Annotated in this window: 24 protein-coding genes and 1 riboswitch; of the genes, 9 read left to right on the top strand and 15 right to left on the bottom strand. The window is 48.4% G+C overall.

Annotated elements, in window-relative coordinates:
- Nucleotides 1–167: 167 nt before the first annotated feature.
- Nucleotides 168–1,415, top strand: a complete 1,248-nt coding sequence (locus VXK30_RS05465) for an SLC13 family permease (RefSeq protein ID WP_329494284.1) — start codon at nt 168–170, stop codon at nt 1,413–1,415.
- A gap of 189 nt (nt 1,416–1,604) precedes the next feature.
- Here VXK30_RS05465 and VXK30_RS05470 read toward each other — a convergent pair whose 3' ends face one another.
- The 14 genes from VXK30_RS05470 to VXK30_RS05535 all read right to left on the bottom strand — a co-directional run bounded on the left by VXK30_RS05470 (nt 1,605) and on the right by VXK30_RS05535 (nt 15,215).
- Nucleotides 1,605–2,054, bottom strand: a complete 450-nt coding sequence (locus VXK30_RS05470; protein ID WP_275712757.1) for a sigma-70 family RNA polymerase sigma factor — start codon at nt 2,052–2,054, stop codon at nt 1,605–1,607.
- A 396-nt stretch (nt 2,055–2,450) separates the two neighbouring features.
- Nucleotides 2,451–2,540: riboswitch (cyclic di-GMP riboswitch) on the bottom strand.
- A 93-nt stretch (nt 2,541–2,633) separates the two neighbouring features.
- Nucleotides 2,634–3,572 carry a DUF1848 domain-containing protein gene (locus VXK30_RS05475; protein WP_275712756.1) on the bottom strand — a complete coding sequence of 313 codons (939 nt, stop codon included), beginning with the start codon at nt 3,570–3,572 and terminating at the stop codon, nt 2,634–2,636.
- A complete protein-coding gene (locus VXK30_RS05480; protein WP_275712755.1) occupies nt 3,569–4,132 on the bottom strand; it encodes a bifunctional transcriptional activator/DNA repair enzyme AdaA in 564 nt (187 codons plus the stop codon). The genes VXK30_RS05475 and VXK30_RS05480 overlap by 4 nt, the downstream gene beginning before the upstream one ends.
- A 32-nt stretch (nt 4,133–4,164) precedes the next feature.
- The gene (locus VXK30_RS05485; RefSeq protein WP_275712753.1) at nt 4,165–4,668 is read right to left on the bottom strand and encodes a methylated-DNA--[protein]-cysteine S-methyltransferase; all 504 of its coding nucleotides are present in this window, start codon (nt 4,666–4,668) and stop codon (nt 4,165–4,167) included.
- Between the two features lie 14 nt (nt 4,669–4,682).
- A complete protein-coding gene (locus VXK30_RS05490) occupies nt 4,683–5,369 on the bottom strand; it encodes a DNA alkylation repair protein (protein WP_275712751.1) in 687 nt (228 codons plus the stop codon).
- 35 nt (nt 5,370–5,404) lie between these two features.
- The gene (locus VXK30_RS05495) at nt 5,405–6,343 is read right to left on the bottom strand and encodes an EamA family transporter (RefSeq protein ID WP_275712750.1); all 939 of its coding nucleotides are present in this window, start codon (nt 6,341–6,343) and stop codon (nt 5,405–5,407) included.
- Nucleotides 6,331–6,825 (bottom strand): hypothetical protein, encoded by a 495-nt coding sequence (locus VXK30_RS05500; protein WP_275712748.1) that lies wholly within the window; start codon nt 6,823–6,825, stop codon nt 6,331–6,333. The genes VXK30_RS05495 and VXK30_RS05500 overlap by 13 nt, the downstream gene beginning before the upstream one ends.
- A 57-nt stretch (nt 6,826–6,882) precedes the next feature.
- Nucleotides 6,883–7,818, bottom strand: a complete 936-nt coding sequence (locus VXK30_RS05505) for a DUF1848 domain-containing protein (RefSeq protein ID WP_275712747.1) — start codon at nt 7,816–7,818, stop codon at nt 6,883–6,885.
- Nucleotides 7,815–8,726 (bottom strand): Ada metal-binding domain-containing protein, encoded by a 912-nt coding sequence (locus tag VXK30_RS05510; RefSeq protein WP_275712745.1) that lies wholly within the window; start codon nt 8,724–8,726, stop codon nt 7,815–7,817. Before VXK30_RS05510 ends, VXK30_RS05505 begins: the two co-directional genes overlap by 4 nt.
- Entirely contained in the window at nt 8,713–9,183 is a 471-nt protein-coding gene (locus VXK30_RS05515) for a methylated-DNA--[protein]-cysteine S-methyltransferase (RefSeq protein WP_275712744.1), read from the bottom strand. The genes VXK30_RS05510 and VXK30_RS05515 overlap by 14 nt, the downstream gene beginning before the upstream one ends.
- A 152-nt stretch (nt 9,184–9,335) precedes the next feature.
- The gene (locus tag VXK30_RS05520; protein ID WP_275712743.1) at nt 9,336–10,586 is read right to left on the bottom strand and encodes an Ada metal-binding domain-containing protein; all 1,251 of its coding nucleotides are present in this window, start codon (nt 10,584–10,586) and stop codon (nt 9,336–9,338) included.
- Between the two features lie 66 nt (nt 10,587–10,652).
- The gene (locus tag VXK30_RS05525; RefSeq protein ID WP_275712742.1) at nt 10,653–11,822 is read right to left on the bottom strand and encodes an iron-containing alcohol dehydrogenase; all 1,170 of its coding nucleotides are present in this window, start codon (nt 11,820–11,822) and stop codon (nt 10,653–10,655) included.
- Between the two features lie 212 nt (nt 11,823–12,034).
- Nucleotides 12,035–14,308 carry an excinuclease ABC subunit UvrA gene (locus VXK30_RS05530; protein WP_275712740.1) on the bottom strand — a complete coding sequence of 758 codons (2,274 nt, stop codon included), beginning with the start codon at nt 14,306–14,308 and terminating at the stop codon, nt 12,035–12,037.
- 199 nt (nt 14,309–14,507) lie between these two features.
- Nucleotides 14,508–15,215 (bottom strand): GntR family transcriptional regulator, encoded by a 708-nt coding sequence (locus tag VXK30_RS05535; RefSeq protein WP_275712738.1) that lies wholly within the window; start codon nt 15,213–15,215, stop codon nt 14,508–14,510.
- A 161-nt stretch (nt 15,216–15,376) separates the two neighbouring features.
- On the opposite strand from VXK30_RS05535, the gene VXK30_RS05540 reads away from it, so the two are divergent.
- From VXK30_RS05540 to VXK30_RS05560, 5 genes are read left to right on the top strand one after another with little or no spacing between them, the layout of a single operon-like run.
- Complete coding sequence (locus VXK30_RS05540) at nt 15,377–16,735, top strand: glycoside hydrolase family 1 protein (RefSeq protein WP_275712737.1); 1,359 nt, start codon at nt 15,377–15,379, stop codon at nt 16,733–16,735.
- Between the two features lie 29 nt (nt 16,736–16,764).
- Nucleotides 16,765–17,073 carry a PTS sugar transporter subunit IIB gene (locus tag VXK30_RS05545; RefSeq protein WP_275712735.1) on the top strand — a complete coding sequence of 103 codons (309 nt, stop codon included), beginning with the start codon at nt 16,765–16,767 and terminating at the stop codon, nt 17,071–17,073.
- Nucleotides 17,074–17,086: 13 nt separating this feature from the next.
- Complete coding sequence (locus VXK30_RS05550) at nt 17,087–18,337, top strand: PTS sugar transporter subunit IIC (protein ID WP_275712734.1); 1,251 nt, start codon at nt 17,087–17,089, stop codon at nt 18,335–18,337.
- A gap of 20 nt (nt 18,338–18,357) precedes the next feature.
- Nucleotides 18,358–18,705, top strand: coding sequence for a PTS lactose/cellobiose transporter subunit IIA (locus VXK30_RS05555; RefSeq protein ID WP_275712733.1), 348 nt, complete (start codon nt 18,358–18,360; stop codon nt 18,703–18,705).
- 51 nt (nt 18,706–18,756) lie between these two features.
- Nucleotides 18,757–19,017, top strand: coding sequence for an HPr family phosphocarrier protein (locus VXK30_RS05560; protein WP_275712731.1), 261 nt, complete (start codon nt 18,757–18,759; stop codon nt 19,015–19,017).
- Between the two features lie 186 nt (nt 19,018–19,203).
- Here the strand turns inward: VXK30_RS05560 and pdxR (VXK30_RS05565) are convergent, their stop codons facing one another.
- Nucleotides 19,204–20,604 carry a MocR-like pyridoxine biosynthesis transcription factor PdxR gene (gene pdxR, locus VXK30_RS05565; RefSeq protein WP_275712730.1) on the bottom strand — a complete coding sequence of 467 codons (1,401 nt, stop codon included), beginning with the start codon at nt 20,602–20,604 and terminating at the stop codon, nt 19,204–19,206.
- Nucleotides 20,605–20,758: 154 nt separating this feature from the next.
- On the opposite strand from pdxR (VXK30_RS05565), the gene VXK30_RS05570 reads away from it, so the two are divergent.
- From VXK30_RS05570 to pdxR (VXK30_RS05580), 3 genes are all read left to right on the top strand, one after another.
- Complete coding sequence (locus VXK30_RS05570; RefSeq protein WP_275712728.1) at nt 20,759–21,229, top strand: pyridoxamine 5'-phosphate oxidase family protein; 471 nt, start codon at nt 20,759–20,761, stop codon at nt 21,227–21,229.
- Nucleotides 21,205–21,450, top strand: a complete 246-nt coding sequence (locus VXK30_RS05575; protein WP_275712726.1) for a DUF4491 family protein — start codon at nt 21,205–21,207, stop codon at nt 21,448–21,450. Before VXK30_RS05570 ends, VXK30_RS05575 begins: the two co-directional genes overlap by 25 nt.
- Before the next feature lie 96 nt (nt 21,451–21,546).
- Nucleotides 21,547–22,956, top strand: a complete 1,410-nt coding sequence (gene pdxR, locus VXK30_RS05580) for a MocR-like pyridoxine biosynthesis transcription factor PdxR (protein ID WP_275712725.1) — start codon at nt 21,547–21,549, stop codon at nt 22,954–22,956.
- Nucleotides 22,957–23,030: the final 74 nt, after the last annotated feature.

Genomic DNA, 23,030 nt, shown 5'->3' on the forward strand with positions numbered 1-23,030 from the left:
AATCCGTACCATCAGAACCAATTGGAAACTGAACCGTTCGAGTGATTCCATAAAAATACAGTTTGGAAATTGCAGTTCATATTATCTTTTTTCGGCTATATTCCGTATAGCCTGGTAATTTGTACGCCTTTTTCAGCAATCATAAAATTCCACAGGAGGTAGAACATTTGAAAACTTGCATGAAAACAAGCGATCCCAAACAGTCGGCCGGTTCAAAAGAGGTGTCTGCCGTCCATCCGGAAAGGGCCGCTTTTACTCGCTTATCTTTGATCCAGATTCCCATCCGGAGCCTTTTCGTGCGGATATGGAGAACGATTCATCATGAGTTTACAGAGCATACACTCTTTTCCGTTTCCCTGATTGTTGCAGCTATCACCTCTTGTTTCAGCAAGCCCCAATGGGGCTATATTGACGTGAAAGTGCTTGTCTGCCTATTCGAGCTGATGTTGATCGTAAAGGCGTTGGAGGAGTATGGACTTCTTGGACACATCGCCGTAAACATCGTGAATCGCTGCCGGGACGAAAGGCGGTTGACAATAGGTCTGTGTGTAATTTCATTTCTGCTCTCAATGTTCACTACGAACGACGTCGCGATTCTGACGGTTATCCCCATTCTGATCATCATCGCGCAAACATGCGGTTTTTCCGCCGCCGTTTCCTGCGTACTGGTTACCGCCGCGGCCAGTCTGGGAAGCAGCACGACCCCGATCGGCAATCCACAGAACCTTTACATCTTTTCGTTTTACAGGATGAGTCCGACATCCTTTTTCAGAGATTCCTTACCCTTATGTTTTATAAGTCTGCTTCTGCTGACGGTGTCATGTCTGCTTATCCGGCCCCAAAAAATCCAGACTAAGCTTGACGGCATTCCTGTTACCGAAAAGAAAAAGGTGACGGCGTTCCTCTTGCTGGCGGTTCCGGTGATTGCCGGTGTTTTGAACCTGATCCCTTATGAGTTTACTCTTTTGCTCGTGTTGGTGATCGCCATTATTTTAGACAGGGCTTTGATACGCAAGCTGGATTACCGGCTTCTGCTGACTTTTTTATTCCTGTTCGTTGCAGTGGGCAATATTTCTCATATGCCCGAATTGAAAGGACAATTAGCGGCACTTACAGCCACTCCATTCAAAACGTATGTATCCGCGCTTTTTCTGAGTCAAATCATCAGCAATGTCCCCAGTACAGTCATGCTTGCGCCGTTTACTACCCATATGCGTGAATTGTTTTACGGTGTCAATATTGGCGGGCTTGGTACTCCTATTGCCTCACTCGCCAGCATCATCGCATATTCATTGTTCTGCCGAACTTTTGCACAAAAGAAGCTTCAATTCATTCGTGCCTTCCTGATTTACAATTTTATCTTGCTCATTGTTCTGGGCGCCGTGTTTGCTGTTGTTATTATCGCCAAAATGTAATTACGTCCATGTGTTAAGCCATAAAGTTGGTCAAACAAATTGTCCAAGTACATCGGAGAAAAATCAACTTTACCAACGCTGATCCGTATGGCCTGACCGAAACAATTGAACTGCCAGTTCATAAGAGAATACAGCCCTCTTAATTTCGGTTCCCCTTCGCCTTTCTGCAGCGAGGGGGAGCCGGGAACTTCATTCATTCATAAGTCTTTTTAATTTCGCCAGGATTTTTATCTTCCGGTCGTGAATGGTTCGTTGGGCGATACCTGTTTCTCTCGACATCTGATGCTCACTTTTATCATCGAAAAAAAAAGTAGTGATCAATTTTTGTTCCTCCGGGCTGAGATGATTGAGGCAGGTTAGCATTTTTTCGATCATCACGGCCTTAATCACGGCATCGTCCACATCCTCGTCAGCAACGGCGAATTGCCTGTTTTCCTCCAGAAGCCGTTCATAGGAATCCTCTCGGCTGGGGATATATGTAACGGTGCCGCTGACAGAATCGATCCGGCATCGCTCAACTTTGATGTCATACTGCAAGTATTCCATCTGACGGTCGCTTTTTTCTAAAACCTCGATGATCTCTCTGCTTACATCAGGATACTTCTCCTGGTAATTTGTCTTTTTCTGATATTTTGTCATAAGGCTTGTCCTCCATTTCGTGATTGTTGAAATCCGGAAATGAAGAACGAGCGGCGGTGAACGGCAACAAGGCTTTTTTATCTCGCGGATAAAGGACGCAAAAATAGACTCGAAATTTAAATTTATTGCATTCTTTTTAAGACTTTGTGTCGAAAATAAAAAATCAGCACTCTGCCCATATAAACAGAGTGCTGATTTTTTATTTACCGCAACAATATATTTAGTCGGGGAGATGTCTTTATTTTGACCTCCCCAAATTACCAGAGCAGACCATAAAGACTCCTTTCACCGAAGGCATGGCGAAAGACGCACAATTTTTAAAGACTTAATGTGGCAAGCTCGGTAAATAACAAAAGACTGCCCTCATAATTAAGAGGGCAGCCCTATTATAGAGCTTCCGGCAGCCAGGCTATCATAGTGTGTTAATGCACCTTAGATCCTGCGGCTTTGCGTCCCCACCTTTGGGTGGGTTTGCCCTTGGCTTTATTTATTTTCTGTTGTGCTTTTGCATATCCCATTGCTTATTTGAATAAAAAGGATTGCTTCTCGTAAGTTCTTTGCGGTTTTCAATCACTTCCTTTAAAGCAGGCACATTTGGCCATCACAAATGGATTTCATATCTTTTTCACTAATTTGTACCCCTTGCGGTAATACACCAAATAAAAGGGGAGAGTTTGGGTCATGGTCCGCAATATGCCTTCGGACGTTTTTCTCCGAAGAAGTTGCGTAGCAATAGCGGCATTCATGTGGGCAGCAGTCGTAAGAACCGATGTCGACACTCTCCACACACCCACAGCCAGGCCTCTGGTTGGAATCTTTCCGAACATGGATTGGACAACCAAGAATTTTTTCAATCATGCCGGCGTCGATGCAGGATGCATGATTGATCCCGTACTGAGACAAATCTATCGGTTCACAACAGGTAAATAGCTGCAGACAGTGTCTTCGGGCGATTTCCGAGAATGCCTCTGCCAGCTGATACATATCTGCCTTTTGCATTTCAATGGCACCCATTTTTTGCAGAGTTCCTCTCACTTTGGGGTAAAAATCAAGGAAACTGAAAATACAACGGTGTGTCATACCATCCAGCGCCGCCGCCATCTGTTCAAAACAGCGCGCGTGATATTCAACCGGCATTTCACGCGAAAGGATTACCGGGTCGTACCGCCACACCACTTGATCCGGCCCCAATATTTGACTTAGGCTGCAAAAAGTGCGAATCAGTTCAGTTTTTGGCGGCAGGTTCCGCTCAATTTCCTTCCCATAGGGGGTCAGGGTAAATTGGAAATAGAACGGATACCCCAACTCGGAAATCTTCCCGAGTTTTGGCAGCATTGTTTTCGGGTTCTTTGTCCAGAACACGAGGCAGTCCACCGCGCTCCGGTTCAACGCCACCTTGCTGAACCGAAGCGGATTTCGTGGGTTCGGGACCAATACATAACCCGCTTTCAGTCGATTCAGCAGCCATTCGGAGTAAAAGGCCGGAATATCGGTGCGGCGGCTTGCACTGACGATCATCGGTTATCACTCCCGTGTGCGGACGATTCCCGGTATTCCATCGGGGAAACTCCAGTGACACGCCGAAACTGTGTGTAAAAGGTGGAGAGGCTCTCGAAACCACTTTGTAGCGCAATCTGTAAAACGTTGTCTTGCGTCTCAGCCAGCAGTTGTTTTGCTTCGGATATGCGCAGTTCGTTCCAGTATTCCGTCAGACTCTTTCCATACTGTGCCTGAAACACTTGAGCAACACGGTTTCGGCTGAGGCCCAGTTGTTTCAACTCCGCCTTAAATCTGGGATGATCCGCATACCAGTGGTCGCAGACGGCTTTGATTTTCTCGGCGGCCTCTTTCTGCGGCTGGAACTCCAACAAGTCAGGACGACAGCGCTTACAGGGGCGAAGCCCGCTTTTTCGGGCTTCCTCCGCCGTATCAAAAAAGACAACGTTTTCCCTTTTCGGACTTTTTGACCGACAGGAAGGACGGCAGAAGATTCCCGTCGTCTTCACACCGTAGAAAAATCTGCCATCACAAGCAGTGTCACAGGCCAAAGACGCCTGCCACTTTTCTTCGTCCGTCATCTCTTGTCGCTCCTTTCGGGTTTGTCTTTCCATTACTTTAGTTTGTCCACAGGAACTTTCTCCAACTGTAACAGCCGAATTTTCTTTTCTATGCCGCCCGCATATCCGGTGAGGCTGCCGTCAGAACCAATCACTCGGTGGCAAGGGATCAGGATAGAGATCGGATTGTGTCCGACCGCGCCGCCTACGGCCCGCGCGGAGGTATGGACGCCGATTACGTTTAGCCGCCTGACAATACTTCCGTATGTGATCACCGTACCGTATGGAACGTCTTGTAGAATTTTCCATACGGACTGCCGGAATTCGCTTCCCTTCGGTTCAAGCGGAATAGAAAAATTCGGCTCTTTTCCGCTGAAATAGATTGCCAGCCATTCCTGCACCCGGTCGAAAAGCGGGAGGTTTTTCTCCCCGGCATGTACGTCTAGTGTAGCGGCGTAGCATTTTTGTCCTTCCAGCCAGAGGCCTGTGATGGACCGATCGTTTCCCGAAACGGTCAGCTGGCCTAATGGGGAAGGAATGCGGCAGATTGCGTCCATCAAAAATCTCTCCTTCAAACTTTTCGTTTCATTGCACGAATCCGGCTTTTTGTTTCCTTATTTACCTGCAGGGATTCCGTGATTTTCTGCAAGGCTTTATTATAAGTGACGTCATCCAGATGATTGTCGGACAAATAGGTCATCGTCTCTTTCGGAAAACGGACAAAACAGATGGATACCGCCCACGCGACAGCCATTTTTACATAATAACCGTCATTCTGCACCGCGTCCAGTATGCGAAAAACATCCGAAAGCCGACTTTCGTCAATAAAATAGAAAAGCAGCATCACAACAGCAAAACGGACTTCAAACTCCTTTTTTGATGTCAAATACGGCTGCAGAAAAATCCACGTTTGTTCGCGGTATTTCTTCACAAATTTCAGTCCCGAGCAAAAGCTGTCGCAAACCGACCAGTTGTCAATTTTGGGGACAAAAGTCTGAATCAGCCGAAACCGCTCCTCGGGCTCACAATCCGCATAACCAATCACCATGCCCTGCAGCATGATTTCTTCAAAAGAATCTTCCTCTGCCGTACGGAGAAATCCGCGCCAGTCCTCTTTTGTCAGCCGTAGTGCAAGCCTGCGCAACTGCGGCAGGCGGACGCCAAGCACATGATCTGTTTTTGGAAGGAGACCGGATGAAAAGATACGGTATTTTTCATCCGACAGTTGTTCAAGCTCCTGTCTAATTTTATTTTGCATGAGTTGCCTCCTTCCACCTTCGGATCACTAAAAATTTATGTATCGATATTTGGTATTTGGTTGCGACTTTTTTCTTTCCGACTAATATGATTCGATAGGATCAGTCCCAGAATAGCAATAGCGCATCCGACCCACTGTGCGGCGGAAAGCTGCTCTTTTAGTAAAGCCCAGGCTGTGATGAGGCCAAACACCGGTACAAGAAGAGATAAAGGCGCAACTTTTCCAGCCGGATATCTGGACAACAGGGAACTCCAAACGCCATATCCGAACAGCGTGGCCAGTAAGGAAAGATAAAGTATGGAGAATACTGTGAACGGCGTAATGGTATAGAGTGCCTGCCAGATTTTCGTCGGTGAATCTGCCAGAAACGCGGCGGCTAACATTGGGAGCGGGGGCACCAGGCTGGACCATACAACCAAACTGAACATATTCAGATTTTTTCCCTGCCTGTGGGCCTCATCGGAGGCACGGCGCACAACAATATTGGAAATTCCCCAGAAAAAAGCCGCCAACAGGGTAAGAGCAAGTGCACTGGATGGAATGGTAGAGACGCCTCCGACACAGATTCCCCCACTGATGAGGACTAAACCTATGGCAGCCACGAATAATCCTACCGCCTGGTTTGCCCGGATGCGCTCCCGAAAAAAAACACCTGCCAGCAAAATCGTGAAAAGCGCCTGAGACTGCAACATAACCGATGCCACACCGGCCGGCATTCCGATATGTTCCGCATAAAACAGGCAGGAAAACTGCCCCACTCCGACAGTCAGGCCATAAGCGACGAGATATTTCCAACTGATATCCGGACGCTTGACGAAAAAGACAGCGGGAACCGCCGCAAAAATATAGCGTAAAGCCACAAGCAGCATAGGGGGGAGCGAACTCACGCCGAATTTAATAACCGTAAAATTGATTCCCCACAGCACGACTACAAGAAGAGCAAGAAATTTGTCACGCGGTTTCATCGGCTGCATCCTTCTTCCTCTGCAGCCAACGACCGACTTGAGAAGCTTTGTGCGCGTTTGCCGCGCTTGACTGTCAACTCCAGTTTTTTAAGTTCCTCATATGCTTGTCTCACTGTCTCCCGAATAGCCTCCGCTTTGGCTTCTGGAATCTGCTTTTGAAAAACCTCGGCTGCCGCTGAGGCATAGTCCGCCCTGTGTTTTGCATTTAGACATCTCCAGTTAATTCCTCGAAAACACCCGGCGATTTCCGGGTTCATTGGAAGCTTTCCCTGCAGCATCAACACTGCCAGAATCGGGTAGCCCGGATACCCCTGCCAGTAGGTCGCGTTGTCACCGGAAGAATAAGTGTTCCCTTGCCAGACGACCTTATAGGCTTTGGAGCCGTCCGATGAGACGACTTCGGCTTCTCCCTCCCGCAGACTCACGCGTCCGTCTGCGATTGCACTGTAAGCTTCATATAATTTTTCTATTGGCGGCAGTTTTCCCGTCATACAACCACTCCTATTTTCGTTGTGCAATGCAGAACCTTTCCCATCGGCTGCCGCATTCTACCGGTGGGCAGATTGTTTCTCCGGTAAAAGAAACGACTTTTGAGCACCCGCTTCCAGACGGTCAGTGGGCTTCAGGCGGCCGATCAGCAGAGGAGACATGGGATCGTGAAGACGATAATTTTCTAAAGGAAGCTGTGAATTTTTGTTCGCGTAACAGTATTTACAGCCGTTAGGACAGCTATTGAGCGCTCCGAGATCCCGACTTTCTATGCAGTGACACCCTTCACGAAATCCGCGGTGCTTGAGTTTACGGAACTGAATGCCATTTGCGCGTCCTAAGATGTCTAGGGTAACGCAACCGGAAGTTTCAATCCCATACCCGGCATAATTTTCTTCCGGGCCGCAGGTCTGGATGGGAATGCCGTATTTCGCCGCGATTGCACCAAGGCCCCGGGCCAGCGCATCCTTGTCCTCTTCCCGCAGCGGGACCAGTTCCGGAAAATTCACCTCGTGCTTTTTATACATCTCTACAAAGCTGAAAATACAGCGGTCCACATGGCCCGCCAGCCGTTTCGCCATCGACTCAAAGGTTTCGAGGTGGCGGGCGACAGTATATTTTTTTGTGAGAAGCACAGGGTCATACCGCCACGCAATGCGTTTGGCTCCGACAATTTCAGCAAGTCGCAGCAGGGTGGCAATGCTTGTGTCAATATCCGGGACTCCGGGTTCGACATCCCGGCCGTAGGCGGTAATCGTATAATAAAAATAAGTATGGAACCGTTCCGTGATCGTATGGATACGGTCTAAAACAGGCGCAAAATTTTTTGACCCGAAAATGACGCAGTCCACCTGATCCGGCGTTAGTTCGTAGCGACGCACCGAGTTGGGAAAAAGAGAGTTCCGCGAAAAGGCGTAGCCTTCTTCAAACCGGCGGAACATCCAGTCCGAATAGTGGTTTACAATGTCGGTTCGTCCGCTGATATTGATGATCATCCGCCCGCCTCCTTGCTTTTTTGCGAGTTCTTCCACGCGGCGTACTCTTTCGGCATACAGACCGCGCAGGGACGGTACCCAGCCGCAACAGCCGTTTTTTCGTCCGCAAAAAACACACGGCTTTTTACATACTGCCCTTTTGCAATCGCGCGCAGAGCGGAAGGGCAGTCCAACCGTCCGTAAATTTTATTTTTACGGTGCCCGCCCAGGGTCCCTTTTTCTTCGCTCAGATAGGGCTTTCCATCCGTACCGATCAGCGTGTATTCTTTCTTACATTCCATATCTTTTGCTCCTAGAAAGGAAATTTTCCACAGATAGATGGAAGCCACCGAGCCGTATGGTGAATACCGTGACCGGCACAGATCGAATTGCTTTCGTGTCAGCTTCGGAAAACCATACAGCTTTTCCATGCCGCGGCGGATGGCAACGTCACCCCAGCTGACAACGTCGGGCCGCTCCATACAGTTGAGAAGCAGCATCTCCGCGGTCCACGGTCCGACACCCCGAATTCGCGTCAGGCGGTGAACCACCTCCGCGTCCGAAAGATTCCGCAAATCATCCAGCCGGATACTTCCATAACAAATGTTTTCAGCCAGTTCCGAAATGCAAACCGCTTTTTTCATGGTCATACCGCAATGCTGAATATCGTCTGCCGAAACAGAGGACAGGTTCTTCGGTGAAATGTCGCTGAACCTGTCCTGCATGCGGCCCCAGATCGTGTTTGCGGAACGGACGGAGACCAGCTGACCGATCACGGCATAAACGAGCGCCGCGAATACATCCGGAATGACTACACGTTCCACCCGTCCGAGCCGCGCGATGGCCGAGCCGAGAACCGCGTCTGAGGCAGAAAGGTATGCTACTTCTTTAGACCCATAATCGAAATATTTGGTTTTAACGGTTCGCATGAGTCCGTTCCAGCTTCAGAAGCTGTTCTTTTCGTTCCAGCCCGCCCGCGTAGCCGACCAGCCCGCCGTCGGAACCAACGACTCGATGGCACGGCGTTAAGATCAAAATCGGATTTTTATTGTTCGCCATGCCTACGGCACGCGACGCCGACGGGCGACCGATGCTTTTCGCAACCTGCCCGTAGCTCCGGGTCTCTCCGTACGGAATGCTCCGCAGCGCCGCCCAAACGGTTTTTTGAAACTCCGTCCCCTCCGCTCTGAGCGGCAAGTCAAAGGCCTTGCGGATTCCGGAAAAATATTCCGAAAGCTGGCGCTCCGCTTCCTTCAACAAGGGCGTTTTCGGCGTAACGGCAGTCTCCGGCGGATCGTCCGTGAAGGACAGACCCGTAATGGTGTCGTTCGCGGCAGTGATCAAAACCAGACCCAGTGGGGTTGAAATTTTTGCCGTATCTTTCATTTGTATCGCCTCCTGATATACTCCTATATTACCCGTCTTTTATCCGCATGTCTTCCGATTTTGCACTATCTAATTTTCAGCATCTCGTTACGGTATGAATGAGCCCCTTTGTTATATCAACGACTAATCGTTAGGACACTCTAAAGGAAAAACTATTGTTTGTCGCTTTCACTTTTTCGGTACTGCGTGGGGGACATTCCATAGCTGCCTTTAAACGTGCTATAGAAATTTGACATGCTGCTAAACCCGGAAGAAAGGGCAATGTCCAAAATATTCATATCCGTGTGTTCCAACAACTGTACTGCTTTTTCAAGCCTTTTTTCCTGAATATAGGCGTGGGGTGTCGCGTCATACTGTATCTTAAAAACTTTGATCAGATGTTTCGGTTCCACAGATAGATGAATCGAACACTGCTCAAGCACCTCTTTTTCACAAAAATGCTCATCCAAATAATCCCGTATCTGCTCCGCGAGTCTCCGGTTTGGGTTGTAAGAAAGGATATCCGGTCTACATCGTTTACAGATGCGATAACCTGCCTGGAGCGCTTCCTGAGGAGAATCAAAATATTCGATATTTTCCCTGCGAGCGAGCCTGGATTTGCAGGACGGGACGCAGAATATTCCGGTACTTTTTACACCGTACCAAAACACTCCGTCGTAGGTCGCGTCCCTGTTGCAAATCGCTTCCCATTTATCCTCTTCCGAAATAGCGCCGTGCGCCATATTCGACGGCACGATATCGCAGCGAATCACTCGGTCAGAGCAAAAGTTTTTCAGCTTTTCGGGAGCTATAATTCTAATAAAACCCCGTTCTTTCGCGATCACATGAGCATTTACAAGGAAAGAAAGATATTTACTGAGGTTGGTTCGGTTCAGCCCCACAAACGATTGAAGGTCGCGAGTGGAGATTTCAAAAAGCTCATGCCCGGTATTTTCAAAATAGGTGTATAAAAAAGTGGCCACCCGCTCCAGTCCGGAATCCAAAGTCTGGCTTTCCACTTCGTGCGTCAGCAGATGAATCAGCCGCCACGCCGACAAATAAACTTCATTGCGAAGTTTCGTGTTTTTCGCAAGAAGTTCTTCAAAATCCTGTCGGCTGACTTGCAGAACGGTCACATCTGTAACCGCCGTAAATTGAATTAAATGCGAGATACAAATCTCGGCAGGAACGTAATAAGGAATTAAATATCCTTCTCCATAAAACGCAAGCAGTTTTTCCCTTTCATTCTGTACAATGGAAATTTTAACTTTTCCGGAGTTCAGATACATCATGCTGTCCCACTCCGTATGTGGTTCATATATGATATTACCGGCTTTGTAATGTAATGTGCGGTAAGACTGTTCCAGAAACAGAGCTCGATAGGGTATAAAATTACCTTCCAGATAATAAAGTGGGGCCGACATGTTATCCTCCTTTCCAATCCCTGATAGAAGGAAGCCCCCGGCAGGCTGCCGAGGGCTTTGTACGATTTAGAAGTTTACGTCGGTACCGTAATAGCAACAGGTGAGAACTTTTTTCATATTATCGAATTTCGTTTCGCGCGGATTAAACAGTGTGCAGGGATCACCGCACGCTGCCTCGGCAAGTACGTCGACGGTATCCAGGAATGTTTTTTCATTCACTCCCGCTTCCTTATAGGAAAGAGGGATACCTAATTTTCCGTTCAGGTTCTTCACGGCTTCCACCAACGAGTTGGTCAGCTGCTTATTCGTTGCGCCGTCCAGACCGAGCGCACGGGCAATGTCCGCAAAGCGGTCTTCCGACACCGTGCTGTTGTACTCAATGACATACGGGAGCATGATGGCGTTACAGCGTCCGTGTGTGACGTCATAAGTAACGCCGACTTTATGAGCCAGAGAGTGGACGATTCCGAGCAGGGCGTTGGAGAAGGCCATGCCGGCCAGATCCTGTCCAACGTGAAGCTTTCTTCTTGCAGCGCTGCTTTCATTGTAAGAATCGACAAGATTTTCAAAAACCAGCTGAGCTGCTTTAATTGCCAGGCAGTCGGTAAGATCCGTGTGAGCCGTGGCGACGTATGCTTCCACTGCGTGGGTCAGCGCGTCCATACCGGAATCGGCGGTCAGCGTCTTCGACATGGAGAGCGGAATTTCCGTATCCACGATGGCAATGTCCGGCGTAATTTCAAAGTCGGCGATCGGATACTTGATTTTTGTGTCATCGTCCGTAATGACGGAGAAGGACGTTACTTCCGTTCCGGTGCCGGATGTCGTGCCGACCGCGGCAAAAATGGCCTTTCTGCGCATTTTGGGCAGGCTGAACGGTGTTTTGATATCATCGAATTTGAGCTCTGGGTTTTCATAAAACACCCACATTGCCTTCGCGGCGTCAACGGGAGAACCGCCGCCGAGCGCTACAATGACATCCGGCTCGTAGTTTCTCATGACCTCGGCTCCGCGGTATACTGTGGAAATTCTAGGATTGCTTTCCACCTTGTCGAACACCTGCACCTGCATCCCGTTTTCTTTCAGGATACCTGTGAGCTTTTCAAGACTTCCGTTTTCAATCATGAAATTGGTGCCCGTTACAACGATGGCCTTTTTATGTCCCTTAAGAGCTTTCAGCTCCTCCATGGCATTCGGACCGTAATAGACGTCGCGGGGAATGGTAAATCGTGCCATTCAAAAACCTTCTTTCTTTTGCCGCTCTTATTGTACGGGGTACAAAACAGGGACGGCAAGACTGTAAAAAGCAGAAACGCTGCCTTGCAGGCGAAATTTGCAAACGCATCGCAAATCAGTATATCCGCTCTTTTCTTCCACAGTATAACTCGTGGGAGAAATGAAAGCGTCCGATATTATCTCTTTTAATTCTAACTCTTGAGTACAGATACTTAGAATGTCCCATGGTCAAAGGAGATCCGAAAAGCCGCCCCGGTCTTGGATTCCTTGGATTCCATGGCGCCGCGCGGCGTACCGCTGTATAAAATCCGCCCGCCGTACCGTCCCGCGTCGGGGCCGAGGTCAATCAGCCAGTCCGCCTGACTGATCACCGCCAAATTGTGTTCGATAATAATCAGCGTATTGCCGTTTTCCACCAACTGGTTAAACAGAACGATCAGCCGCTCCGTATCCTGCCGGTGCAGACCGGCGGTCGGCTCGTCCAGCAGATAAACGGTTCCTTTTCTGCCAAGCTCAAAGGCCAGCTTTAAGCGCTGCAGTTCCCCCCCGGAAAGTGTTGTCATCGGCTGATCCAGCGTCAGATATCCCAGACCGACCTTTTTTAGGTTTTCCAATGGCTTGTTGATTTCCGGCCGGTCGGAAAAAAAGTCCCGCGCCTGTGAGACCGGCATCCCAATCACCTCGGCAATATTTTTTTCCCGGTACCGGTAGGACAGCGCTTCCGCATTATACCGCCTCCCGCCACACAGCTCACAGATCTGAACAACGGGGTCCATGAAGGCCATGTTGGTAATGGTAACCCCTTTCCCGGCACAGCGGGGGCAGGCACCCTTTCCATTGTAGCTGAAAAGCCCGGTGGAAACATGATTTTCCAAACCGAACAGACGACGGATTTCATCCAGAATATTCAGATAGGTAGCGGGCGTGGAACGGATATTGATTCCGACCGGAACCTGAGAGAGATCGATATAATCCTGTTGCAGCTGACGTTTTATGGCGTGAACCAGCGAGCTTTTTCCGGAGCCCGCCACACCGGAGATTACCGTCAGGATTCCCAGCGGAATATCCACCGAAATATCTTTCAGGTTGTTGTCACAAACATGGCGCAGGGGCAGACTGCCGGAAGCTTTTCGTTCTTCGCGGAAGGCAATCGGGCGGCTCAGCCATTTTCCTGTAAGAGTGTCCGAGCGGAGAAGCTCCGGGTAGGTTCCCGTAAAGGTTACCGTTCCGCCGCTGCGCCCCGCACCGGGTCCCATTTCCACAATGTAATCCGCGAATGCGATCAGCTCCGGGTTGTGCTCCACAATCATAATGGTGTTTCCCCGGTCCTTTAGCTTGGACAGAGCCTTTTGCATCAGCCGGATGTCATGCGGATGCAGGCCGACGCTGGGCTCGTCCAGTACGTAGACCATGTCGGAAAGCATGCTCGTCAGGTATTTGGCCACTTTGATACGCTGAGCTTCCCCACCGGAGAGCGTGTCTGTGCTTCGGTTGAGCGTCAGATAACCGAGGCCGATATCCGCAAGCGACCGGATTTTGGTTTTCAGCTCCCGCACCGCGTCGGCGGCCAGCGGTTCCGTGACGCCGTCCAAAAAAGCCAGCACGTGGAGCAAATCCATCGCGCAGATGTCCGCAATGTTCCGCCCCGCGATTTTGTTCGTCAGGACTTCCGGCTTCAGCCGCGTCCCGCGGCAGGCGGGGCAGACTTTCCGGGTTACTACCTCCGCCAGGGCCGCCTGATGGTGCTTTCCCTCCTCGCTGTTGAGGATGGAACGGCGGATACGCGGGACAAGCCCCTCGTACTTGGCCGTGCGCGGCCAGTCTGAAGGAGGGTTTTTCAAAGTCTGCTGCGGCGCGTGCATCAACAGCTCATATTCCTGTTCCGTGTAGTCACGAACCGGTTTGTCAAGATCAAACAGCCCGCTCAGGGCGTACCGGTCCCAGCGCCAAGTATGAGGGCCGAAGCTTACGAAAGTAATCGCCCCCTCGTTCAGGGATTTTTCCGGGTCAATCAGCTTTGATTCGTCCATTTCGTCCACGTAGCCGAGTCCCTGACAGCGCGGACACATCCCCTGCGGAAGGTTGAAGGAAAAGTTGTCCGAATATCCGATAAACGGCTTCCCGATACGGGAGAACAGCAGCCGCAGAAGCGAGTAGATCCCTGTGTAGGTCGCCAATGTGGAACGCGCGTTCTGGCCAATCCGCTTCTGTTGAATGACGATGGCAACCGGCAGATGGTCGATCTCTCCGACGTGCGGCTGGCCGTACTTTGGCAGATACTGCTGCGTAAAGCTGGGGAAAGTCTCATTCAGCTCCCGGCGGGAAGCAGCAGCAATCGTGTCGAAGACGAGGGACGATTTTCCCGACCCGGAAAGTCCCACGAATACAGTGGTTTTATATTTGGGGATTCGGATGCTGATATGCTGTAAATTGTTCTGATAGGCATCCTTGATTTCAATGTATCCCTGCTGAAAAATGTTATCCATATATTCTTTGAAACGCGCTCCGATCTATGTTTTGTTATGATTCAACAATAATAAAATATTGTGAATTTTATGCTTGCCGTTTGGCTCATATATTTCCTTTTCATTAGTATACTTCCCCTTCCCGTGAATGTCTTCCTGTTTTACATCATGTAATTTTATTGTGCGTAAGGTCCGCATACGTCTTCATTCAGGTCGTTTTCTAATTCAGATTTTGTATTGAAAAGTACAAGTCCAACTCTTGATAATTGTAAATTGTATTTGAAACATTAAAAATATCTCCGCTTTTCAAATAGTTTATTTCGTTGATAATCAATCCCGGCTGACCTTCGTCGAGGTTTAATAAAGCACATTCATTTTTATCGAGACATTTGGCAGAGACGAATTCATCCGAAAACCCAATTTTTAACATGAGTTCGTCCCTGATGAAATAAAATATTGATCGGCTCGCGATTTCTTCATTCAGATAAATCACAAACCTTTTGTTATAATATGCGTTTTCTATCCCGATAGGAATATCGTCAATAAATCTAAGCCGGCGCACAAAATAGAGCGGGGTTCCGACGGAACAGTTAAACCTCGCGCTTAGTTTCTCATCTGAAGAAAGAATGGACAGCTCCAGAACTTTGGACTTAATCTGCTGCCCGGGGAAGCTGCCGGTCAGCCCTCTTTTTAAGGATATATTCAGCGTTTTTTTCTCACTGTTAACATTTTTATTGATGTAATAGCCGCTGCCTTGAACCTTGTGTATTTCTCCCTGCTGTACAAGAATATCAAGCGCGCTGCGCACAGTGTTTCGTCCCGCCTGATATTCACAGACAAAATCATTTATTGTTGGCAACTTAATGGAATAAGTACCATTTTTTATTTTTTCATGAATGTCTTTTGCTAATGATTTGTATTTAGGCATCTTCTAAACAATCCTTTCAAATTTCATTATATTCATAATATCACAAATCTTCTGTAATAATCAATATGTTATGTATAACATATATAAATTGGCAGTTGACAAATTGATACCACACAATTATAATGTACTCAAACAAATCTTTACGAATAGGAGTGTTTGGAATGGGATGTAAATCATTTGGAAAAAACTTTTTGTGGGGGGCGTCAACTTCTGCTTATCAGTTTGAGGGGGCCTGGAATGAAGATGGAAAAGGTTGTTCTGTTATTGACCAAGGAAACCATCCCCCTGAATTAAGTGACTTTAAAGTCACCAGCGATCACTATCACCGTTACAAAGAGGATATTGCGCTTATGAGCGAAATGGGCCTAAAATCCTATCGCTTCTCCATCGCTTGGACAAGAATCCTTCCGAACGGAGTCGGAGAGATCAATCAGAAGGGAGTAGATTTCTACAACAGGCTGCTCGACGAACTGGCCAAATATAATATTGAACCCATTGTGACGATGTACCATTTCGATTTGCCGGCTGCGCTGGATAAAAAGGGTGGGTGGCTCAACAGGGATACCATTGACGCTTTTGAAAATTATGCGAGATTGTTGTTCCGGTTGTATGGGGACCGGGTTAAATACTGGTTGACTATCAACGAACAGAATACGATGATTTTGAACAGTCAGTGGCTTGGTGTAAAGATTTTGAGCGAAAAAGAGCTTTATCAGCAAAATCACAACATGATGGTAGCTCATGCAAAAGTAACTCTTGCCTGCCGCGAGATTCTGCCGAATGCAAAAATTGGCCCTGCCCCCAATATTGTCGCTATTTACCCGGCCACATGTCACCCCGACGATATCCTTGCCGCCGGCAATTACAGCGCACTGCGCAATTGGCTTGTCCTCGACATGGCTTGCTTTGGCCGCTATAACCATGTGGTATGGGATTATTTTGTGAAACACGGGCTTGAACCTGAAATATTGGATCATGACCTGGAATTGTGCAAAAAAGCGAAGCCGGATTTTATCGGGTTTAATTATTATTTCAGTGAAACAGTAGAGAAATATGGCAAAAACGGGAATGTTAGCGGAAAGGCCGATTTTTACGCTAAAACGCGAAATGCGAATCTCCCCTTGACAGAATTTGGGTGGGAAGTGGACCCCGTAGGATTTCACGTTACTTTGCGGGAAATATATGACAGGTACCGGCTCCCCGTGATTGTGACGGAAAACGGACTTGGCGGCTACGATACGCGGGATAAAAACGGAGAAATTATCGATGATTATCGTATTGAATATCTTCGGGAACATATCCGGCAGATGAAAGCGGCCGCGGACGAAGGTGTAGAAATCTGGGGGTTCCACCCATGGTCCGCCATAGATTTGGTAAGCACCCACGAAGGGTTCGGCAAAAGATACGGGTTTGTTTATGTTAACCGCGATGAAAAAGATTTGAAAGATCTGGCAAGATACAAGAAGAAAAGCTTTTATTGGTATAAGGACGTAATTCAGTCAAACGGTGAAAAGCTGTAACCGATAGAATAAAAAGGAGGAAATGTAAATTGAAAAAAGTTTTATTAGTATGTGGGGGAGGAGCCTCGAGCGGATTTCTGGCAGCCAATATTCGCAAGGCAATTTCAAAGCGGGGCGTCAACGTGGAGGTGGAAGCACTGAGCGAATCGGCTATTGACAGTATGCTTCCGTCCATAGACTGTCTGATGCTGGCACCGCACCTGAAATACCTTTTAAGCGAGGTAGAACCCAAATGCAAGGCCGCCGGTGTCAAGGTTGCCTTGCTGGACGAGTCTTATTACGGAACACTGAACGGGGAACGTGCGTTAGATCATATCCTTTATATATTAAAAGATTAGAGAGGAAATTCATATGAAAAAGATAATGAGCTGGCTGTCCGAAGTATTTGCTCCGAAAATGGAAAAAGTTAGTAAAAACATCTGGGTGCAGTCTCTTCAAACTTCTATCGTACAAACGATGCCGCTGATTTTTGTGGGTTCCCTGGCTACTGTTTTTTATGTAGTTAAAATCTATCTCAAATGGTTTCCTGATTTTAGCGTTGTCAACAATTATACGTTCGGTTTGATGGCGCTGATTATTTCCTTTATGCTGCCTTATAATGTAATGGAGAAAAAGGGCTACAATAAAATGAAAATCGTAGCCCTTTTTGCGGGGCTTGGCCTTTACCTGCTGGTTTTAAAGCCACAGGTGGTAAAGGACGGATCTGTTTTCAATACTGCTTTGTTTGGCGCTCAGGGAATGTTTATTGCTTTAATTACCGGCTTTTTCACCGCCATTATTATGGGGCTGTTCGCAAACTTTACGTTTTTTAAAAAAGATACAACCATTCCCGATTTTATTGTCGCCTGGTTCGACTCGATTATCCCAGTAACGATTGTCATCGCCACCGGATGGATACTGGCCTATGTGGTCGGGATCGATATTGTGAATGTAATTCTGAATGTCTTCAAACCGATCATGGCATTTGCCCAAACCTATTTTGGCTTTGTCCTCCTGGCGACGTTCGGCGCGCTGGTTTATTCCATGGGAATCTCTCCTTGGGTCGTTTTCGCCTTTTTATCCCCCATTCAGTATCAGGCTATCGCGGCAAACGCCGCCAATGTTTCAGCGGGAAAAGCGCCTGAATTTATCAACACTTTTGAAGTAATGCACTCCGGCTGGGTTTGCATCGGCGGGACGGGCTCGACATTCGCTCTGGTAGTCTTTATGGCATTTTTAGCAAAATCAGCAAAATTCAAAGCGGTCGGAAAAGCGTCTTTGGTGCCCAGCATCATGAATATCAATGAACCGGCGGTGTTTGGCTCAATTGCCTGGAATCCGCTGCTCATGATTCCGATGGTTTTATCGGCCTTTTTCACCTCCCTTGTTACATATTTCGCCCTTAGCACCGGATTGGCTAATATTCCGGCCGAAGTGATGCAGCTTTGGTATCTGCCGTTTCCGATTTCGACATGGCTGATGACGCAGGACGTAAGAGGGTTAATCCTGATGGTTGTCTGCGTTGCAATCACCTGCATTATTTATTATCCATTCTTTAAAGTAGCCGACGGCGTAGAATTGAAAAACGAACAGAATCGCGTCGGCGAAAAGACCGAATGGTAAACGAAAGGAGTTCCTATTTTATGGAAAAAAACGAAGAGAATATACCCGACGAACTGGCTGAAATTTCAATGAAAATTATCATGAGCGCCGGGGACGCAAGGCTATATGTGACGGAATCGTTGAAGGCCGTGGAACAATTCGACTTTACTCTGGCGGAAGAAAAGCTGACGCAGTCAAAAAAGAAAATTGCCGAAGCGCACAACGCGCAGACAGAAATTCTGCAAAAAGAAATCAGCGGTGATAAAATTGGGTACTCCGTCCTTTTTTCACACGCTCAGGATACCCTGATGACCGTTAACAGTGAATATATTCTTGCGAAAGAACTGGTTAAGGTGTTCGCGTCCTTTTACAAAAAATTTGACGCGTGACAAATAAGATCGCACGTCGCCCCTATTAAACTAATATGAAGAGGTACATTTATGTCCGGTTTTGAGTATAAAATCAAGGAAGAACTGGGAGTTCATGCAAGACCAGCTGGCCTGTTGGTACAGGCCGCGAAAAATCATCCCCAAAGCCATATCCAAATTCTGAAAGGCAATCATACGGCCGACGTAACGAAGCTGTTCGCGGTCATGAGCCTGTGTATAAAGTGCGGCGATACGATCAAAGTCACTGCCGACGGGGAGGATGCCGACAGCGCTTTGGCTGAAATGCGCGAGATTTGTACGAAATATTTATAATACAAATCAAAGCTTTCGCGGGAACCGGCAGCAATCCCGAATTTAAAAAGGCGCTTTAAAAAAGCCCGCGAACAGAGCCCCATTTGTTTTCAGTATATTGAAAACAAATGGGGTGTTCTTTAAATGCGTCAAAGGAAGGATTAGGAAAGCGGTACACGGGCAAAACCCGCGGTATGTGTTCCTTCCTTATAACAACCACGCCTGACGCAGCGCGCGAATCCCCTCCCGTATGCTTTGCTCGTCCAGCAGGCTGTAGCCCACGAAAACTAAATTTTCAGGACAGTTTTCCGGATGAAACCAGAACGGCTGAACCGGGTAGACGTGGACGCCGGCCTCCTCCGCCCGCTGAATCAGCCGGCTTGAATCCGCGCCCTTCGGGAATTCCAGAATCAAATGAAGCCCTGCCCCCCGGCCGTGGATTACAACCCGCTCTCCGAACTGCCGCGAAATCTCCTGCGTCAGAACGTCGTGCCTTTTTCGGTAGGCCGCGCACATTCTCCGCACATTCCGGGTGTATTCGCCGGAGGCAACGTATCGGGCAAGTGCCTCCTGCGTCAGCCACGACGCGGGGCTGCTGTAGGAAGAGAACAGCCGAAGATATTGAGGCAGCAGGCGCTTTGGGAGTACCATATAATTGACCCGCAGTGCCGGGGAAAACGACTTCGAGAACGTGCCGATATACGCGACCCTGTCGTCCTGATCCAGCGACTGCAGAGAAGGCACGGGGTTCGCGTCATATCGGTATTCACTGTCATAGTCGTCTTCTATGAGAAAAGCGCCATGGTCACGGGCCCATTTCAGCAGTTCTTTTCTTCTGCCGACAGAGAGGACCGACCCCATCGGAAATTGATGGGAAGGCGTAACGTATGCGGCACAAACATCGGCGTCTTTCAGACTGGCCGGATCGATCCCGGCGGCTCCGACAGAAATAGGAAACAGGGAAAAGCCGTTGTTTTGGAAAACTTCTCGTGCACCGTTGTATCCCGGCTCCTCCATCGCAATTTTTTTCCGGTCTGCGAAAAGCTTACAAAGAATATCGAGTGAGGAATGCAAGCCGCAGCCGACGACGATCTGATCCTCTTCACAAACGACGCCGCGTGATTGATTCAGATAACTCCGCAATTCGCGCCTCAAAGAAAGATTTCCTTGCTTTTCATGATACTGTGTCATTCCGAACGAAGAGAGAGCCTTGGAAATTGCTTTCTTCCACGCGGCGCTGGGAAAACAGTCAGGTGGAAAGTTGCCGTACTGAAAATCATATTTTATTGTTTCGGTTTTTCGGAGATGTTCCGGCGCCGCAATCTGTGAAGGCGGGAAACAGCCGCACCCGCTCTTTGAAACAAAAATACTTTTGTTTGAATTCACTGCAAAACCGGAGCCTTTCCGTGAGGAGATATACCCTTCAACCGCAAGCTGTGTATAGGCCTTGTCTACGGTATTCCGCGCAACTCCCAGTGTTTGGGAGAGCGTTCGAATTCCGGGCAGAAGCGTCCCTGCTTTGACGGTTCCGGATTCAATATCCCTTTTCATTTGCTGATAGATTTGCTCATAAAGAGGTAGCTTCGATTCCTTTTCCAGATAGATCACGGCCGGTTCCCCCTTTTCGAGTGTACCCATCTATAATGTTAAAAGTGTCACTTTTAACAGGATCAGTATTATTGTATAATAAAAAAAATAAAATTGCAAGCAACTCGATAAGCGAAAAAACAAACATTACAAACTATAAACCGGAGGAATCACCATGCAGTACAGAATGAAGCATTTCCAACTGACACAGGAACAAATCAACGACCTTCTTCAGAAAGCGGAAGCCGGCCGTTTGGGAACAATCCGTGATAACGGGTACCCTTATGTGATCGCCATGCATTTCGTTTACTACAAAGGAAATATCTATATGCACGGACTTCCAAGAGGCCAGAAGATCGATAACGTCAACCACAGCCCCAAGGCGTGCTTCGAAGTGGACGAACTCCTCGGGCTGCAGCCCGGAGTCAAGGTAGCCTGCGACACCGAGGCGGTTTACAACAGCGTGGTGCTGACCGGTTCCGCGCGGGTATTGGATGATTTGGAATACAAGCGGGAGGTGCTGAACAAGCTCGTAGAAAAATACACGCCGCAGCTTGTTGGAATGGAACTGCCGGAAAATATGATCAAGGGCACTGCCGTTATAGAACTTCAGGTTGAAGAATGCACCGGCAAATATCACAAGTAAAAATTTGGAGATGGAACAGAGGGCGCATTTTGCGGAGAATCGGTTTTTGTTCTTTTTTACTGATCGGACTGTTTCATCCCATTGTGGTGAAAGCGGAATACTATTTTACCAAGCGCGTTTTCCCGGTGTTTCTTATCGTTGGCATCGCTTGTCTGGCCGCGGCCTTTTTCATTCGGAATCAGCTTGCCTCCGCACTGTTTGGAGTGTCAAAAACTTTTTGAACAGGAAAAAAAGTTCAAAAGGGCTGGTTCCCCAAAAATCCAAAGCGGATACAGCTTTTCGGGAACTCAATTTTCTGGGGAGAGGATAAATCAGATATGTTTCATCTTGATCAGAAGTTAAAAGAGCCGCTTTATCAACAGCTCTATTCCATGTTTGTTAAGCAGATCACTTTGGGGCAATTCTCTCCGGGAGAACAATTGCCTTCTACCAGAAGTCTTGCCAAAGACCTGTGTATTTCCGTGAATACCGTAAAAACAGCATATTTTCAGCTGGCCCTGGAAGGGTATGTGAAATCCGCCCCCGGCTCCGGCTATTACGTCATGGACATTCCGTCGGAGCGTCTGCCGTTCACCGCGGCCGAACCGGTTCCGGCGGCACGGATTCCACGGGACTCCCCGCGCTTTTACCAATACGATCTTCAGTACGGCAATTTACCCCAAGGCACCTTTCCCAGCGAAGTCTGGCTGCGCTATGCCAGGGACATTCTTTATTCGCAGGAATCCGAACAGCTCAATCAATACGGAGATCCGCAGGGCGACATTGAGCTTCGCGGCGAAATTGCTCATTATCTGCGCAAAACCCGCGGAGTGAACTGCCTGCCAGAGCAAGTGGTGATGACCTGCGGCGCACAGTATTCGGTCGGGATTATCGCGCATCTGCTTGAAAATGGCAGCATTGCCTTTGAAGACCCCGGCTACGATGTTACACGCAGAGAGTTCTTAAATCATCGCCTTGTCGTGCATCCCGTCCCGGTTCATGAAGACGGTATCGATATCGAGACGCTGAAAGAGAGCGGCGCGGAGCTGGTGTACATTACGCCCTCCCACCAGTTTCCACTGGGCTCCGTCCTTCCCATAGCGAAACGGATTCAGATTCTCTCGTGGGCGGAACAACAGGACGCCTACATTCTAGAGGACGACTATGACTGCGAGCTGCGTTATCATCTGCAGCCCGTTCCCGCTTTACAGGGAGTCAGCGACGGCAGCCGGGTGATCTATATGGGTACTTTCTCAAAGCTTCTTTCCCCATCCCTGAGAATGAGCTACCTTGTTCTGCCTCCCGCTCTGCTGGAACGTTACCGCACGGTATTCCGGGATACCTTCTGCCAATGCTCCTGGCTGCAGCAACGAGTGTTGGCGCATTATATGGAAGACGGACATTGGGATCGGCAAATCCGCCGTATGGTGACAGGAAACTGTAAAAAACACGACTTGCTTTTAGCGGGCTTAAAGCAGATATTGCCGCCTTCCGTGCAAATTTACGGAATGAACGCGGGAACCCATTTTGTGCTGGAAATACCGAAGCCGGGGAATGCAAACCTGTTTATAGAAAAAGCCGCCGCGTGCGGTGTAAGAGTGTATCCCGCTCTGGAATACTGGATGGACAAGAAAGCAGTTCCCCCCAGCATGCTTCTTCTGGGATACACCGGCTTGACCGCCGAAGATATTCCGAACGTGCTTCTTCTGCTTGCGCAGGCATGGAACACGCCGCAACCGTGTCCATGAAAATCTCTACAACTGGAGCTTTAACGAGCCTCAGTTAATTGATATAATAATGACGATCTTATCTTGAAGGGAGT

It is taken from the genome of Caproiciproducens sp. CPB-2 (assembly GCF_036287215.1).
In the GTDB taxonomy this organism is placed as follows: Bacteria; Bacillota; Clostridia; order Oscillospirales; family Acutalibacteraceae; genus Caproiciproducens.